This window comes from Streptomyces sp. NPDC032126 (assembly GCF_055580085.1).
The window spans coordinates 306529-322755 of the sequence record NZ_JBVIMA010000001.1; the positions used below are offsets into that span (position 1 = coordinate 306529).

The 16227-nt window shown below is 73.9% G+C and carries 12 protein-coding genes; 8 read left to right on the forward strand and 4 right to left on the reverse strand.

Translation table 11 applies throughout. The features are described from left to right. The first annotated feature begins 27 nt into the window (after positions 1-27). On the forward strand, positions 28-969 hold the full coding sequence (locus tag ACZ5NW_RS01275; protein WP_468741613.1) for an aminoglycoside phosphotransferase family protein: 942 nt from the start codon (positions 28-30) through the stop codon (positions 967-969). Between the two features lie 117 nt (positions 970-1086). Here the strand turns inward: ACZ5NW_RS01275 and treZ are convergent, their stop codons facing one another. Next, complete coding sequence (gene treZ, locus ACZ5NW_RS01280) at positions 1087-2832, reverse strand: malto-oligosyltrehalose trehalohydrolase (protein WP_468741614.1); 1746 nt, start codon at positions 2830-2832, stop codon at positions 1087-1089. 204 nt (positions 2833-3036) lie between these two features. Between treZ and ACZ5NW_RS01285 the strand changes: the two genes are divergently transcribed. The 3 genes from ACZ5NW_RS01285 (at position 3037) to ACZ5NW_RS01295 (ending at position 5495) form a co-directional block, all read left to right on the forward strand. Next, positions 3037-3588 (forward strand): FHA domain-containing protein, encoded by a 552-nt coding sequence (locus ACZ5NW_RS01285; RefSeq protein WP_468741615.1) that lies wholly within the window; start codon positions 3037-3039, stop codon positions 3586-3588. Between the two features lie 174 nt (positions 3589-3762). Next, a complete protein-coding gene (locus ACZ5NW_RS01290) occupies positions 3763-5085 on the forward strand; it encodes a M14 family zinc carboxypeptidase (protein WP_468742951.1) in 1323 nt (440 codons plus the stop codon). Then, positions 5082-5495 (forward strand): SSI family serine proteinase inhibitor, encoded by a 414-nt coding sequence (locus tag ACZ5NW_RS01295; protein ID WP_468741616.1) that lies wholly within the window; start codon positions 5082-5084, stop codon positions 5493-5495. Before ACZ5NW_RS01290 ends, ACZ5NW_RS01295 begins: the two co-directional genes overlap by 4 nt. Positions 5496-5544: 49 nt before the next feature. Here the strand turns inward: ACZ5NW_RS01295 and ACZ5NW_RS01300 are convergent, their stop codons facing one another. The 3 genes from ACZ5NW_RS01300 to glgX all read right to left on the reverse strand — a co-directional run bounded on the left by ACZ5NW_RS01300 (position 5545) and on the right by glgX (position 11590). After that, positions 5545-6810, reverse strand: a complete 1266-nt coding sequence (locus ACZ5NW_RS01300; protein WP_468741617.1) for a M14 family zinc carboxypeptidase — start codon at positions 6808-6810, stop codon at positions 5545-5547. Between the two features lie 210 nt (positions 6811-7020). Then, positions 7021-9363 (reverse strand): malto-oligosyltrehalose synthase, encoded by a 2343-nt coding sequence (treY, locus tag ACZ5NW_RS01305; protein ID WP_468741618.1) that lies wholly within the window; start codon positions 9361-9363, stop codon positions 7021-7023. A gap of 124 nt (positions 9364-9487) precedes the next feature. Next, positions 9488-11590: a glycogen debranching protein GlgX gene (gene glgX, locus ACZ5NW_RS01310; RefSeq protein ID WP_468741619.1), complete on the reverse strand. Its 2103-nt coding sequence runs from the start codon at positions 11588-11590 to the stop codon at positions 9488-9490. A gap of 191 nt (positions 11591-11781) precedes the next feature. On the opposite strand from glgX, the gene ACZ5NW_RS01315 reads away from it, so the two are divergent. From ACZ5NW_RS01315 to ACZ5NW_RS01330, 4 genes are all read left to right on the forward strand, one after another. Continuing rightward, positions 11782-12585 (forward strand): Tat pathway signal sequence domain protein, encoded by an 804-nt coding sequence (locus tag ACZ5NW_RS01315; RefSeq protein ID WP_468741620.1) that lies wholly within the window; start codon positions 11782-11784, stop codon positions 12583-12585. Positions 12586-12629: 44 nt separating this feature from the next. Next, positions 12630-13973 (forward strand): copper amine oxidase, encoded by a 1344-nt coding sequence (locus tag ACZ5NW_RS01320; protein WP_468741621.1) that lies wholly within the window; start codon positions 12630-12632, stop codon positions 13971-13973. 104 nt (positions 13974-14077) lie between these two features. Beyond that, positions 14078-15316, forward strand: coding sequence for an SAV2148 family HEPN domain-containing protein (locus tag ACZ5NW_RS01325; protein WP_468741622.1), 1239 nt, complete (start codon positions 14078-14080; stop codon positions 15314-15316). A gap of 161 nt (positions 15317-15477) precedes the next feature. After that, the gene (locus ACZ5NW_RS01330) at positions 15478-16191 is read left to right on the forward strand and encodes an exonuclease domain-containing protein (RefSeq protein ID WP_468741623.1); all 714 of its coding nucleotides are present in this window, start codon (positions 15478-15480) and stop codon (positions 16189-16191) included. The last annotated feature ends 36 nt before the right edge of the window (positions 16192-16227 follow it).

Below are 16227 nucleotides of genomic sequence, written 5' to 3' on the forward strand. Positions count from 1 at the left end.
CCCACCCCTGCGACGACGGCGCGATCGATGACCCAGGCACCGACACCCACCGCGGACACCGTCCGCAGACTGGTCCGCACCTTCCTCAAGGAGGAACCGGCCCCGGCCGGCGCGGGCGGACCCGACGTACGCCCCGTCGCCGAGGGCGGCGGACACTCCACCTGGTGGGTCGGCGACCGCCATGTGCTGCGGCTCGCCACCGACCGGGAGACGGCCGTCCGCCAGCGCCGCGAGCTGCGGCTGCGCGACCTCGTCCGCCCGCACATCCCCCTCGCCGTGCCCGTCAGCGTGGCCCACGGCGACTGGTCCCCGGGACTGTCCTGCACCCTCGACACCCTGGTGCCCGGCGGCACGGCCGGGGAGCACGACGTGTCCGCGGCCGGCGAGGGCGACCTCGCCGGGCTGTTCACCGGGCTGCGCGAGGTGCCGCCCCGGCAGGCGGAGGCCCTCGGCGTGCCGCGGACCGCCCCGCGCTCCCTGGAGGCGCTGCGCAGGATGGCCGTGCAGTCCGCGGCCCGCCTCGCGGCCGCCGACGAGTTCGACCCCGCCCGGCTGCACCAGCTCACGCCGCCCGGCGCGGCCCAGCTCGCCGCCCAGCCCGGTACGGCCGTGCTCGTCCACCACCGGCTGCGCGCCGAGCACCTCGTGGTCGGCGCCGACGGCCGGGTACGGGGCGTCCTCGGCTGGACGGACGCGGTCCTCGGGGACCCCGCCGAGGACATCGCCGGTCTCGCCCGCGCCGTCGGCTCGCCCACGGCGGTGCGCGCCGCCACCCTCGCCGGCTACGGCGCCCGCCCCTGCCTGCGCGGCCTGTGGCTGGCCCGCTGCGACACGGTGATCGCCCTCGCGGCGCGCCTGGACGGCCGCGGCACGGACCCCCTGCCGGCGCTGCGCACCCAGCTCCGTCACGCCTGGGAGCCGATCCTCCTGGAGCGCGTCACGGATCTCCCCGACGACGAGGCAACCTGACGGATCGTCAACTTTCATTCGAGGCGAGTGATCCCACCCAAGGGGCGCGGGGAACTGCGCGAGGCTCCCAGACGACCCGCAGCCGCCGTACGAGCGCACCCCCGGCTCCTCAGGCGCTCATTCCTGCTCCAGCACCACACATGACTCCCCGGGCACGTGCAACAGCCCGTCGTCCCCCGGACCATCCACCGGCTCCCACGCGGCCAGCACCCGCGCCGGACGCGACCCCAGCGGAATCGCCGCGGGCTCCTTTCCCAGGTTCACCGCCACGCGTACGTCACCGCGCCGGACGGCGATCCAGCGGGCGGCCTCGTCGAAGGCGACGCGCAGGTCGGCGAGGTCCGGGTCGGTGAGGTCGGGGTGGGCGCGGCGCAGCGCGATCAGGTCGCGGTACCACGCCAGCACGCGCGCGTGCGGGGCGCGTTCCGGCTCGGACCAGTCCAGGCAGGAGCGCTCGCGGGTCGCCGGGTCCTGCGGGTCGGGCACGTCCTCCTCGGCCCACCCGTGCGCGGCGAACTCCCGGCGCCTGCCCCGCCGTACCGCCTCCGCGAGCTCGGGATCCGTGTGGTCGGTGAAGAACTGCCAGGGCGTGCCCGCGGCCCACTCCTCGCCCATGAACAGCATCGGCGTGAAGGGCGCCGTGAGGGTCAGCGCCGCCGCGCAGGCCAGCAGGCCGGGGGAGAGGGACGCGGACAGCCGGTCGCCCTGGGCGCGGTTGCCGACCTGGTCGTGGGTCTGGCTGTAGCCCAGCAGCCGGTGCCCGGCCACGCGCGCGCGATCCAGCGGCCGCCCGTGCCGGCGGCCCCGGAAGGAGGAGTACGTGCCGTCGTGGAAGAAGCCGGACGTCAGGGTCTTCGCCAGGGCCGCGAGCGGGGTGCGCGCGAAGTCCGCGTAGTAGCCCTGCGACTCGCCGGTCAGCGCGGTGTGCAGGCTGTGGTGGAAGTCGTCGTTCCACTGCGCGTGCAGCCCCAGGCCGTGCTCCGCGCGCGCGGTGATCAGCCGCGGGTCGTTCAGGTCGGACTCCGCGATCAGGAACAGCGGCCGGCCCGTGTCGACGGCCAGCGCGTCCACGGCCGCGGAGAGCTCCTCCAGGAAGGGGTACGCGCGCGTGTCCCGCAGCGCGTGCACCGCGTCCAGCCGCAGCCCGTCCAGCCGGTAGTCCCGCAGCCACGCCAGCGCGCTGCCCACCAGATACGCGCGCACCTCGTCCGAGCCGGGCGCGTCCAGGTTCACGGCGGCGCCCCACGGCGTGTGGTGCGTGTCGGTGAAGTACGGGCCGAACGCCGGCAGGTAATTGCCGGACGGGCCCAGATGGTTGTGCACCACGTCCAGGACCACGCCGAGCCCCAGCTCGTGCGCCCGGTCCACGAACCGCCTCAGCGCCTCGGGGCCGCCGTACGGCTCGTGCACGGCCCACAGCGACACCCCCTCGTAGCCCCAGCCGTGCCGGCCCGGGAACGGGCACAGCGGCATCAACTCCACGTGGGTGACGCCCAGTCCGGCGAGATGGCCGAGCCGCCCGGCGGCCGCGTCCAGGGTGCCCTCGCGGGTGAACGTGCCCACGTGCAGCTCGTACAGCACCGCGTCCCGCAGCGGCCGTCCCGGCCACTCGGCACGCCACGCGTACCGCCCGGGGTCGACGACGGTGCTCAGGCCGTCCGGGCCGTCGGGCTGACGGCGCGAGCGCGGGTCGGGCAGCACCGGGCCGTCGTCCACCGCGAACCCGTAGCGCGAGCCGTCCCCGGCCTCCGCCTCGCCCCGCCACCACCCCACCCGTTCCGGATCGCGCTCCATCGCGCGCGTGACCCCGTCGCACCGGAGCGTCACACGATCGGCCTGCGGTGCCCACACCTCGAACTGCACGGACGTTCCCCTTCGTCTGCTCATCGGGACGCAGGGCCTCTCCGGCGGACCGGGCCGCGGGAGAGCGACGGCGACGGATCGGCCGGGCAGGCCCTGGCCCGTCCATCGTGCAGGCGCGGGCGGCGGGTGTCGCCTCGCACGCGCGCGTGCCGCCGTTTTCCCGTTTTCTGGACACCCGGGGTTCACTGACCGACAATCACGTGCGTGACGTCGTCTTTCGAGTTCAACACGTACCCCGCGCGGCTGTCGGACGCGGAGCGCGACAAGGCGCTGAAGGTGCTGCGGGACGGCGTCGCCCTGGGACGCCTGTCGCACGACACGTTCATCCGCCGCATGGAGCTGGCCCTCGCCGCCCGCCGCTCGGACGAACTCGCCGCGCTCACCGCCGACCTCCCCCAGGAGAACCGCTTCTCCCGCGTCGTCCTCGGCACCGTGGAGGCCGTCTCCGGCTTCACCGTACGGCTGCGCAGGGCCTGGCAGGCCGAGCGGCTGCCCAAGCTGATGCTGCCCCACCCCGGCACCGGCCACCCCCTGCGCATCGGCCGTGACCCCGCCAACGGGCTGCGGCTGACCCACGAGACGGTCTCGCGCGTGCACGCCGAACTGAGCCTCCAGAGCGGCCTGTGGGTGCTGCGGGACCTCGGCTCCACCAACGGCACCACCGTCAACGGGCGCCGGGTCGTCGGTGCCATCGTCGTCCGCGAGGGCGACCAGGTCTCCTTCGGCCGGATGGCGTTCCGCCTGTCGGCCGGCTGACGACCCGCCGGATCCGGTCAGCGTGTCTCAAACACCGCTCCTCTCCACGGTGTTGACGTACCCCCGTGCCATGACCCACTGTGATGACTCCCCGTGGACCCGCCGCGACCCGGGGTGAAGCACCGGCGCCGCACTGGGGAGGTGTGCTTGCCGCCCCTCCCGCGCTATCCGACCGTGGACGAGCTCGCCGCCAGGGCCGCCGCGCTCGCCGCCCGCCACCCCCGTGACGCCCGGCTGCGCCGCGTGGGCACCTCCCGGGCCGGCACGCCGCTGTGGCTGCTCTCCGTCGGCCACGGCGACCGCCACGCCCTCGTCGTCGCCGGCCCGCACGCCAACGAGCCCGTCGGCGGGGCCACCGTCCTGCGGCTCGCCGAGCGGGCCCTCGCCGACCCCCGGCTCACCGAGGGCGCCGACGCCACCTGGCATCTGCTGCTCTGCCTCGACCCCGACGGTCTGCGCCGCAACGAGGGCTGGCTGTCCGGCCCCTACCGCCTCGGCCGCTACTTCCGGCACTTCTTCCGCCCGGGCTTCCTGGAACAGCCCGAGTGGCTGCCCGAGGGCGCGGACCGGGCCGCCCTGCCGGAGACCCGCGCCCTGATCGCCCTCCAGGACGAACTGAAACCTTTCTTCCAGTGCTCGCTGCACGGCGTCGACGTCGGCGGCGGCTTCGTCGAGCTGACCCGTGACCTGCCCGGCCTCGACCGGCGCGTCGCGCACACCGCCGCCCGCCTCGGTATCCCGCGCGAACTGGGCGCCTACGACACCCTGTACTGGCCGGCCCTCGGCCCCGCCGTCTACCGGATCCCCCCGCCGCGCCGGGGCGACCTCGCCGCCGCGATCACCGAGGCGGCCGTCGAGTCCACCTGGTTCCACCCCCACCGCTACGGCACGGTGACCGCGATCGTCGAGGCGCCCATGTGGGGCGTGGCGGCCGTCGCGGACGGCTCCGAGCCCGCCGACCGGGACGCCGTCCTGCGCGCCGTCAGCGCGACCCTGCGCCACGACGCCCGGCGGCTGGAGCGGCTCCTCGCGCGCGTGCGCCCGCAGCTCGTCGCGCTGCCCGACGCGGACCGCCTGCTCGCCCCGATCGACGACTACGCCCTCGTCTGCCCCGGCCTCGCCGACGCCTGGGACCCGGCCACCGCCGACCCCGCCCGCCCCCTGCCGCCGCTCACCTGTGCCCATCTGGCGGCCCTCGGCATCGCGGGCCGCCGCCTCGCCGCGCGTACGGCGGGACTGCTGCACCAGCTCGTCCGGGCGGCCGGGGCCGACCCGGCCGGGGCCCTGCCGGAGCTGGACCGGCTCATCGACGCACGGTGCGCGGACTTCCGCGAGGGCCTCGGGGCGCGCTGGATCCCGGTCGCGCGGCAGGCGGAGTACCAGGCGCGGGTGGTGCTCGCCGCGTTCGAGCTGGCGGGCCGCCGGACAGCGTCGCGCCCCCGTTCGGGTGAGCCGGGGTGGGGCGCACAGGCCGCCGTGCCGATGCATCGGGAATGAACCGCTTCCTCACCCGCACCACCCTGTCCGCGGCGGCCCTCCTTCTGCTCGCCGCCGCCCCCGCCCACGCCCGGGCGATTCCCCATGCCACCTGGCCCGGCAACTGGCTCCAGCTGTCCGTCAGCCGGGGCGACGCCCGCTCCGGCGACATGCGCGGCACCCTCCTGATGTGCGACCCGCCCCAGGGCCACTCCCGCGCCGCCGAGGCCTGCGCGGCGCTGACGGACACCGACGGCGACATCACGGCCCTCCCCGTGCGGCGGGACGCCGTCTGCCCCCTCGTCTACGCCCCGGTGACCGCCCGCGCGGAGGGCCGCTGGAACGGGCGTCCCGTGCACTACACGCAGACGTTCGCCAACCGCTGCGAGATGGACGCGGAGACGGGAGCGGTGTTCGCCCTGGACGAGTGACCGGCAGCAGGATGCCACCCCGAGCCCCGTCCGGTGGCGCGGCGGTCTCTCAGCGGGCGGGCGGTGTCGAGGACACCGCGCGGGCGTGCAGGGCCGCCGTGACCACCGTGCGCGACTGGTGCTCCACCTGGTGCTCCAGCGGGACCCAGCGCGCGTGGAAGCGGCGGGCGAAGGAGTCGCTCCACGTCGCGACGAGGTGCTCCAGGCGGGGCGCCGCGTGGTCCTCCCGCTCCTGGAGGACGCGCAGCAGCATCGCCGCCGCCCGCAGCGGCAGCCGGCGCGCGTACGCGTCCACGCTCCCCACGTACGCGCGCGTGGTGTCCGCCGGCGGCACCCGGGTCCAGTCCTCGGCCAGCCCCGGCACCAGCTCCAGCGCCCACCGCGCCGCCCGCAGCAGGGGCCCGTCGGCGTCCTCCAGGCGGGGCAGCGCCTCCGCGAGCACCTGCTCGACCTCCCGCCCGTCCCGCAGCAGACGGCGCGCCAGGCCCCGTATCGCCGCCGCCGGGGCGGGATGCGGGGCCTGGTCGTGCACCAGGTCGCTCGCCCACATCGGCACCTCCACGACCGCGGTCAGACCGCCGTACCGGTGGACGTGGTACCAGGTGCTGTGCCGTGCGTCGTCCGGCATGCTCGGATACGCCGCGCCCGCCCCCGGGCCGGGCATCACATGCACGCCGGGACCGGCGGACGGCCAGCCCGCCGCGTCCGAGGCGCCCGTCTCCACCGGGATGCGCAGCTCCGCCGCGGACCGGGCGAAGGGCTCGGCGAGTCCGGGGACGTCCTTCGTCAACTGCACCCAGCTGCCGCCCAGATCGGTGCCGTGCAGGGTCACCTGGAGGTAGGGCCGCAGCTCGTCGATGACGCGGGTCAGGGCGCGGGTCTCGGGCGGCAGCCGGTCGGGCGGGAGGACGGCGGGGGACCACTCGGGCTGTTCCGGCGCCGTCGGCCGGTAGAAGCCGAGGTGGTACTCCAGGAGGCTGCGCGGCGCCGGGGTCACATGCAGGCTGGCCCCGTCCGGGTCCGCGCAGAGCAGGAAGTGCCAGGACGTGCCGTCCAGCAACTCCGGCTCCCGCAGCACCCGTTCGGCGACCGCGAGCAGGGCCGGGCCGCCGGTCGGCTCGTTGGCGTGGGCGCCCGCGACGACGAGCACGGCGCGCCGGGCGTGGCCCACGGACAGCAGGTGGAGCGGGCGGCCCGCCCGGGACCGGCCCACCTGGCGCAGGGTGCACAGTCCGGGCCGCAGCGCGGCCAACGCCCTGGCGGAGGCGGTCAGTTCGGGCACCGTGGGATAGCGCAGCACCGGCAGGACACTCACCCCCGTCGTTCATCCAGCCCGGCTTCGCATCCGCAGTACCCCACGGACGCGGAGCGGTGTCAAGGACACCCCGGGGAGGCTCCCGGGGGCGCCCGGTTGCGCGCACCGGCTGCCACCTCCCCCGCCCGCTCCGGAAAGGTCACCGGCCCCGCCCCGGGTGCCCGCACCCGCCCCGCCCCGGCACCCCGACGCACCCCACCCAGGGCCCCCTCACCCCACCCGCTCCAGCAACGCCACCGGCACGTGCTCCAACAGCTCCGCCACGCGCGCGTGTCCCGCGAACTCCCGCTCCGGCAGCAGGACGTCCCGCCAGCGTCCCGGCGGCAGCGGCAGCCGGGTGTCGCGCCAGCCGCCCGCCCGCGTCAGCCGCAGCGACAGCCGGGTCACCGCGGTGACCACCGCGCCGGAGCGGGAGAACGCCAGACAGTGGTCCGCCGCCGGCCCCTCGGCCGGCAGCGGCGCGTACGTCGCCGCCGCCCCGAACACCTCCGGCCGCCGCGCGCGCAGCCGCAGCGCGGCCGAGGTCAGCGCGTTCTTCTCGCCCGCCGCCTCGGGCGGGAAGCGCACCGGCCGCCGGTTGTCGGGATCCACCAGGGCGCGGTACTCACCCTCGGTGCCCTGGTAGACGTCCGGCACCCCCGGCATGGTCAGGTGCACCAGGGCGGTGCCCAGCACATTGGCCCGGATGTGCGGCTCCAGGTCGGCGCGCAGCGCGGCCACCCGCGCGCCCTGCGCCCCACACGGCCCCGCCGCGACGAACGCGGCCACCGCGTCCTCGTACGGCGGCTCCTGCTCCGTCCAGCTCGTGTACAGGCCCGCCTCGCGCACATGCTTCAGCAGCGCCTCGCCGATCCGCTCCGGCGCCGCCGGGCCGAGCCCGAACACCGTCTGCCAGGCCGCCCACGCCAGCTGTCCGTCCGGCGCGACGTCCTCCGGGCGGGCCACCTCGGCCAGCAGGGCGTCCCAGCGCTCCGGGCACTCGGTGAGCACGGCCAGCGCGGCGCGCACGTCCGCGCTGCGCTTGGTGTCGTGCGTCGACACCACGGTCCCGGTCAGCGGCCAGTCGCGCTGCACGCGCGCGCAGTACGCGTGGAAGGCGTCCGGGGACACCGCCGGCCGGTCCGGCTCGCCGCCCACCTCGGTCGCCGACAGCAGCGGCACGTACCGGTAGAACGCCGTGTCCTCCACGGACTTGGCGCGCAGCGCGGACGCCGTCTGCGCGAACCGGGCCCGGAAGTCCCGGTGCTCCGGCCCGTCCCCGCCGCGCCGCCCCAGCACCAGGTCGCGCACGACGTCGACCGCGCCGGCCTCCTCGGGCACGACGAAGGCCTGCCGGGCCCCGGCGGCGGCCTCCTCGGTGACCACGACGGCCGCGTCCGTGGAGGCGTAGGGCCGGTACACCTCCAGCCGGACCAGCAGCTCCTCCAGGGCGGTGCGCAGCGCCCAGGGCGCCCGGTCGCGCAGCGAGGGGTCGGGAGAGGCGTCGCAGACCCGTACCGCCGCCCGGGTGAGCCGGTCCAGCTCGGCGGCCAGTTCGTGCGTGAGGACCGCGTACGCGGCCCGTCGTACCGTCGCGTCCCAGTCGCCGCCCCGGTCCGTCTGCGGGGCCGCGAAACGCCGGTAGCGGGCGAGGAGGTCCGCGGCGCCGGCCGGGTCGGCGAACAGCCCGTCGACGTGCCGCAGGGCGTCGTAGCCGGTGGTCCCGGCGACGGGCCAGGAGGCCGGCAGACGCTCCCCGTCGGCGAGGATCTTCTCCACGACGGTCCAGCGGCCCCCGGACGCCGCGTGCAGCCGCTCCAGATAGGCGTCGGGGTCGGCGAGGCCGTCCGGGTGGTCGACGCGCAGCCCGTCGAGCACACCCTCGTGCAGCAGCCGCAGGATCGTGCCGTGCGTGGCCTCGAACACCGCCGGGTCCTCCACCCGCACCCCGATCAGCTCCGAGATGCTGAAGAACCGCCGGTAGTTCAGCTCCGTGCGGGCCAGCCGCCACCACACCGGCCGGTACCACTGGGCGTCCAGCAGCTCCGGCAGCGGCAGCTCCTCGGTGCCCTCCCGCAAGGGCAGGACATGGTCGTAGTAGCGCAGCACCCCTGCCTCGACCCGGAGCCGCTTCAGCTCCTCCCCGACCGGCGCGCCGAGCACGGGCAGCAGCACCTGCCCGCCCCGCGCCTCCCAGTCGATGTCGAACCAGCGCGCGTACGGCGATCGCGGCCCCTCCTTGAGCACCTCCCACAGGGCGCGGTTGTGACGGGGCGCCATCGCCATGTGGTTGGGCACGATGTCCACGACGAGCCCGAGCCCGTGGTCCCGGGCGACGCCCGCCAGCTCCCGCAGCCCCCGCTCCCCGCCGAGCTCCTCACGCACGCACGCGTGATCGACGACGTCATACCCGTGCAAAGACCCGGGCACGGCCTCCAGGACGGGCGAGAGATGCAGATGAGACACCCCGAGCGAGGCGAGGTACGGCACGGCGTCGGCAGCGGCGGCGAACGGGAAGGCGGGCTGGAGCTGGAGCCGATAGGTGGCGGTGGGAAGCGCAGACGCAGGGTTCATGTGAACCTACGTACCCAGGACCCACCCAAGGGGCGCGGGGCTGTCGTCCATATGCGGCTACCGCCGCGTGGGCGCGATCAGCCCACACGGACCCGCAGCCGGCCACGCTCCGCCCCCCCGGACGCTAAGCCGGCCGCTGCAAAACAACCATGCTCCGATCCACCAGCGTCAACCGATCCCCGGCCTGCACCTTCGCTCCCTCCGCCACCACCCCCTCCTGCGCCGTGTCGACGATCACCCCCCACTGCCGCCCGTGATCCACCGGCACCACGAACTCCAGCGGACGCGCCGACGCGTTGAACATCAGCAGGAACGAGTCGTCGGCGACCCGCTCCCCCCGGGCGCCCGGCTCGGAGATGGCGTTGCCGTTGAGGAACACCGTCAGCGCCGACGCCTGCGCCGAGTCCCAGTCCCGCTGGGTCATCTCCCGGCCCTCGGGCGTGAACCAGGCGATGTCGGACAGGTCGTCGTGGGTGCCCTCCACGGGCCGCCCGTGGAAGAAGCGCCGCCGCCGGAAGACGGGATGCTCCTTGCGCAGCCGCACCAGCGCGCGCGTGAAGTCCAGCAGGTCGTGCCCGCCCTCGGGCCACTCCACCCACGCCAGCTCGCTGTCCTGGCAGTAGGCGTTGTTGTTGCCCCGCTGGGTGCGCGCGAACTCGTCCCCGTGACTGATCATGGGGACGCCCTGGGACAGCATCAGCGTGGCGACGAAGTTGCGCATCTGGCGGGCGCGCAGCCGCAGCACCTCCGGGTCGTCGCTCGGGCCCTCCGTCCCGCAGTTCCAGGACCGGTTGTGGCTCTCGCCGTCCCGGTTGTCCTCGCCGTTGGCCTGGTTGTGCTTGTCGTTGTACGACACCAGGTCGTGCAGGGTGAAGCCGTCGTGGCAGGTCACGAAGTTGATGGAGGCCAGCGGGCGGCGGCCGTCGTCCTGGTAGAGGTCGGAGGAGCCGGTCAGCCGGGAGGCGAACTCCCCGACCGTGCGGGGCTCGCCCCGCCACAGGTCGCGCACGGTGTCGCGGTACTTGCCGTTCCACTCGGTCCACAGCGGCGGGAAGTTGCCCACCTGGTAGCCGCCCTCGCCCACGTCCCACGGCTCGGCGATCAGCTTGACCTGCGAGACCACCGGATCCTGCTGGACCAGGTCGAAGAACGACGACAGCCGGTCCACCTCGTGGAACTGCCGGGCCAGGGTCGCCGCGAGGTCGAAGCGGAACCCGTCGACATGCATCTCCAGGACCCAGTACCGCAGCGAGTCCATGATCAGTTGCAGGACGTGCGGGGAGCGCATCAGCAGGGAGTTGCCGGTGCCTGTGGTGTCCATGTAGTAGCGCGGGTCGTCCGTGAGGCGGTAGTAGCGCTGGTTGTCGATGCCCCGGAAGGACAGCGTCGGGCCCAGGTGGTTGCCCTCGGCGGTGTGGTTGTAGACCACGTCCAGGATGACCTCGATGCCCGCCTCGTGCAGCGCCCGCACCGCCGACTTGAACTCCAGCACCTGCTGCCCGCGGTCGCCCCAGGAGGCGTAGGCGTTGTGCGGGGCGAAGAAGCCGATCGTGTTGTAGCCCCAGTAGTTGTTCAGGCCCATGTCGACCAGCCGGTGGTCGTTGACGAACTGATGCACCGGCATCAGCTCCAGGGCCGTCACCCCGAGCTCGGTCAGATGGTCGATGACCGCCGGGTGCGCGAGGCCCGCGTAGGTGCCGCGCAGCTCCTCCGGCAGCCCCGGATGGCGCATCGTGAGGCCCTTCACATGGGCCTCGTAGATCACCGTGTGGTGGTAGCCGGTGCGCGGCGGCCGGTCGTCGCCCCAGTCGAAGTATGGGTTGACCACGACCGACGCCATGGTGTGCGGCGCCGAGTCGAGGTCGTTGCGCTTCTCGGGCGCGTCGAAGTGGTAGCCGTACACCTCCTCGCCCCAGCGCACGGACCCGCTGATCGCCTTCGCGTACGGGTCGAGGAGCAGCTTCGCCGAGTTGCAGCGGATCCCGCGACCGGGGTCGTAGGGGCCGTGCACCCGGTAGCCGTAGCGCTGGCCGGGCATCACGCCCGGCAGATACGCGTGCCGGACGAACGCGTCGCTCTCGCGCAGTTCCACCGCCGTCTCCGAGCCGTCGTCGTGCAGCAGACACAGCTCTACTCGGTCCGCGGCCTCCGTGAAGACCGCGAAGTTCGTGCCGGCGCCGTCGTACGTGGCACCGAGGGGGTACGCCTCTCCAGGCCAGACCTGCATGGATACGACTCTTCCAGGTGTCCAGCGCCGCCGTGGGCGCCTTGCCGACGAGTCCTGCCGAAAGTAAGGGAACCACCTACGCCTCACGTCCCTCTTACCCATCGACCAGTGCATAGGCCGGCGTACGGCGTATGCCGAACCAGTGGGGCAGACACATACTCCCGGGGAACTTGGGGGAGTAGGGGGACATTGTGCGCACGACAGTGCGCCGCCACCTGGGCAAGGTGGTGGCGGGTGCGGCCATCGCGGTGGCCGGTACGGCCGTGATGGTCGGGATCACCCTGCCGGGCACGGCGGGGGCCGACGACAACGCGGGCCAGGGGGGCACGGCCGCGGCCGCACAGCGCGACGGGGCCGCCGGGGTCCGGCCCGGCGTGGTCGAGCAGGCGCCCGAGGAGGGCGCGAAGGGCACCGGCCGCGATCCGCTGACCGACGACGAGACCGAACGGGTGACGCGGATCGCGCTCAGCCGGCAGATGCTGACCTCGTCCAAGGACGTCGACGGCGACCGCGGACCGCAGCGCCTCGGCGTGGAACTGGCCGAGCCGGCCGCCGACGAGGTCGACGACCCCGCCGCGCCGCGCCGCGCGGACGTCACGTTCTACGACTACACGAACGACACGCTCATCACCAGGACGGTCGACCTGGGCACCGGCAAGGTCGCGGCGACCGCCGTCCAGCGGGGCGTACAGCCGCCGCTGAGCCCCGAGGAGCAGACCGAGGCGGCCCGGCTGCTGATCGCCGACCCGCTCGGCAAGGACCTCAAGGCCGACTACAAGGACGCCACCGGCGCCGCGCTCACCTCGCCGGACCAGCTGCTGCTCGCCAGCATGATCTACCGGTCCGCCCCCGGCGCCCAGCCCGCCGCCCTCGACACCTGCGGCGCCCACCGCTGTGTGCGCCTGCTGCCGAAGGTGCGCAACGGCGCGTGGATCGACGCGCGGTCCCTGGTGATCGACCTCAGCGCCCGCAAGGTCGTACGGCTCGCCGGCTGACCCGGCCCTCCCACCCGAACTCCCTGTCAAGGAGCCATGTCTTCATGCGCGTACAGCGTTCGATCAGCGGCACCCGCGCGCTGAGCACCGGCCGCGCCCGCCGTACGGCCGCCGTGGGCCTGTCCGTGGCCGCGCTGGCGGCCGGCGTCACGACCGCCGCCGGCCCCGCCGTCGCCCGGCCCGAGGCGGCCGCCGCGCCGGCCCCCGGCTGCAGCGCGGCCTACCGGATCGAGCAGACGCTCTCCACCGGCACCACCTGGCGGATGTGCTGGCGCTACGAGGCCAAGTCCGGTCTCGTCCTGGAGGACGTCAGCTACCAGCCGCCCGGCGAGGCGGCGCCGATCAAGGTCCTCAACAGCGCCAAGATCGCCCAGATCCATGTGCCGTACGACGACGGCACCAACGAGTACAACGACGTCACCGACTACAACTTCGGCTCCGGGCTGGTGAACCTGGACCCCGCCGAGTGTCCCGGCGGCACCATCAAGACGGTCAAGGTCCCGGACTCCTTCGACCCCGAGCACCCCGACGTCAAGGGCCTGTGCACCACCACCCGTTCGCGCGGCCACGCCTACCGCATGCAGGCCGACGAGCCGAACAAGGTCTACCAGGCCCAGGGCAAGGACCTGCTCGTCTACACCGTCAACAAGGTCGGCTGGTACGAGTACATGACCGAGTGGCGCTTCTCCGACGACGGCACCCTGAACATGAACGTCGGCGCCACCGGCAGCCTCTCGCCCTTCGACTACGACGCCGGGGACGGCCGGGGCTGGCCCATCGGCAAGGGCCCCAAGTCCCGGGCCACCAGCCACAGCCACAACGTGTTCTGGCGGCTCGACTTCGGCCTCGACGGCTCCTCGAAGACGAAGATCGAGCAGTACGACTCGGTGGTCACCCCGCGCCGGCCCGGACAGCAGGGCCCGACGGCGAAGACCACCCGCACCGCCGTCACCAAGGAACTCGCCGGTGACGCGCAGAACATGCGCTGGTGGCGCGTGGTCAGCACGGCCGGCACGAACAAGGACGACCACCCGCGCTCCTACGAGCTCGTCCCCGGCGCCACCAGCAAGTACTCGGGCCGCTCCTTCACGAAGCACGACGTCTACTTCACCGAGTACAACAAGTGCGAGCAGTACGCCAGCAACAACCCCCTCAACTGCGGTGCCGGGCACGGCAAGACCGTCGACACCTGGGTCGACGGACAGACCCTGACCCACCCCGTGGCCTGGGTCAACGTCGGCTTCCACCACATCGCGCGTGACGAGGACCAGCAGCCCATGCCGGTCCACTGGCAGGGCTTCTCCATCGCCCCGCGGGACGTCACCGCTATGAATCCGCTCACTCCGCCGGCCCTCGCGGACCAGAACGGCCAAGTGGAACCGAGGTAGTTGGCCTCGACCCTGTCCATCCGGCTGCACCGCCGACCGCTCCCGGAGTACCCTTCCTTGATCGTTGGGACGGAGAGCTCGGGGGAGCGGAAGGCGGTGCTTGGGTGGGCTCGGGAGGGCTGGAGCTGCCCCCTGGTGACGAGGGTCACGAGGGAGGCTCCGCAGACGTCCCGCCCGGCACGGTGTCCCTGGCCCGGCCGATGGAACCGGGTGCCATCGGACCGGAGCTGGACTGGGACGCCGAGGCCTGGCGCGAGGTGCGCACGCGCGCACAGCGGGCCGGCCGGGCCTACATCTGGCTGAACCTCGTCGAACAGCGGCTGCGCGCCGTCGTGGCCGCCGTGCTGCGGCCCATCTACGAGCCCGTGCACGGCGACGACTGGGTGGTCGCCGCGGCCGGTCCCGCCGGACAGGAGTGGGTGCAGCGCGCCGTCGCCGTCCGCGAGGTCAGCCGGCGCAAGGGCTATCTGCTCGACCCGGCCGACGACAACGTCATCTCCTTCCTGACGCTGCCTCAGCTGCGGGAGCTGATGGTGCAGCACTGGCCGTGCTTCGAGCCGTACTTCGACGACCGCCGGGACGTCGAACTGGCCCTGGACGAGCTGGAGGTGACCCGCAATGTCGTCTCCCGCAACCGGGCGCTGTCCGAGGCCGTGCTGAACCAGGCCGAGCGGGCCTCCGCGCGCCTGCTGGAGATGCTCGGCACCGGCGGCGACGTGCCGTCCGCGCGCCGGCTGCCCGTGGACGCCGTCGAGGACCTCGTCGGTGACCGGTACGCGGACGTGGTCGCCGTCCACCCCGACCGGGTGCGGCTGCTGCGTCAGTTCCCCGCCGAGGACATCTTCGACGGCGCCCGCCGCATCGACGCCATCGGCATCGGCCTCAACCTGCTCGTGCAGAACTTCTCCGGGCGTCGGCTGGTCCGCCTCGCCGAGGCCGGCTGCCGGGTGCGGCTGCTGTTCCTCAACCCCGCCTCCAGCGCCGTCAAGCGGCGCGAGCGGGAACTCGGCATCAAGCGGGGTGAGCTGAGCCGCGCCGTGGAGATGAACATCCTGCACATGCGCCGGGTCCGCTCCCGGCTGCGCGATCCCGGCGCCTTCCAGATCCAGGTCTACGACGACACGCCCCGCTTCACGGCCTATCTGGTCGACGGCGACGGCACCGACGGCATCGGGGTGGTGCAGTCGTATCTGCGGCGCATGCGCGGGATGGAGGCGCCGGTGCTGGTGCTGCGCGGCGGCAACCGGGTGGTCAAGTCGGGTGAGATGGACGAAGGGGGACTTTTCGCGGCGTATCGCGAGGAGTTCGAGCTGGGTTGGGCGGATTCGCGGCCAGTGTCCTGAACTGTCCTTTTCGAGGGCTGGTGTTCGGTCGGTGTTCGGACGCTGAGGGGCCGGGCCCGGTGGTGTCGGGCGGCGTAAGCGGAAGGCGATCCTCTGGTTGTCAGTGGTGCGTGGGAAGGTGGAGACCACTGGGGGACGCACCACCAAGAAGGGGGGCCACCATGGCCTGGCACCGGGAGCTGCTGATCGGCTTCGACCTGGAGACGACCGGCACCGATCCGCGCGAGGCGCGCATCGTCACCGCGGCCGTGATCGAGGTCAGGGACGGGCGGACGCTCGGACACCGGGAGTGGCTCGCCGATCCGGGCGTGGAGATCCCGGCGGACGCGGTCGCGGTCCACGGCATCAGCAATGAGCGCGCGGCCGCCGAGGGCCGCCCGGCCGACGAGGTCGCCGACGCCGTCGCCGAGGTCCTCGTGGGCTACTGGAAGACGGGCGTACCGGTGGTCGCCTACAACGCGGCCTTCGACCTCACCCTGCTCTCCGCCGAACTGCACCGGCACGGCCTGCCCTCCCTGCGCGAGCGGCTCGGCGGCCTCGATCCGGCGCCCGTCGTCGACCCGTACACCATCGACCGCTGGGCCGACCGCTACCGCCGCGGCAAGCGCAACCTCGAAGCCGTCTGCGCGGAGTACGGCGTCGCCCTCGACTCCGCCCACGACGCCTCCGCCGACGCCCTCGCGGCGGCGCGGCTGGCCTGCGCGATAGCCGACCGCCATGCCAAGGTGGCGGCGCTCGGTCCCGCGGAGCTGCACCGGCGGCAGATCGAGTGGTATGCCGAGTGGGCGGCGGACTTCCAGGACTTCCTGCGCCGCAAGGACGCTGCCGCTGTGGTGGATGGGACGTGGCCGGTGCGGGAGGTTGTGACGGCGTGACGCGTGACGGTGTGACGTCGGGTGCGGGTCGGTTTG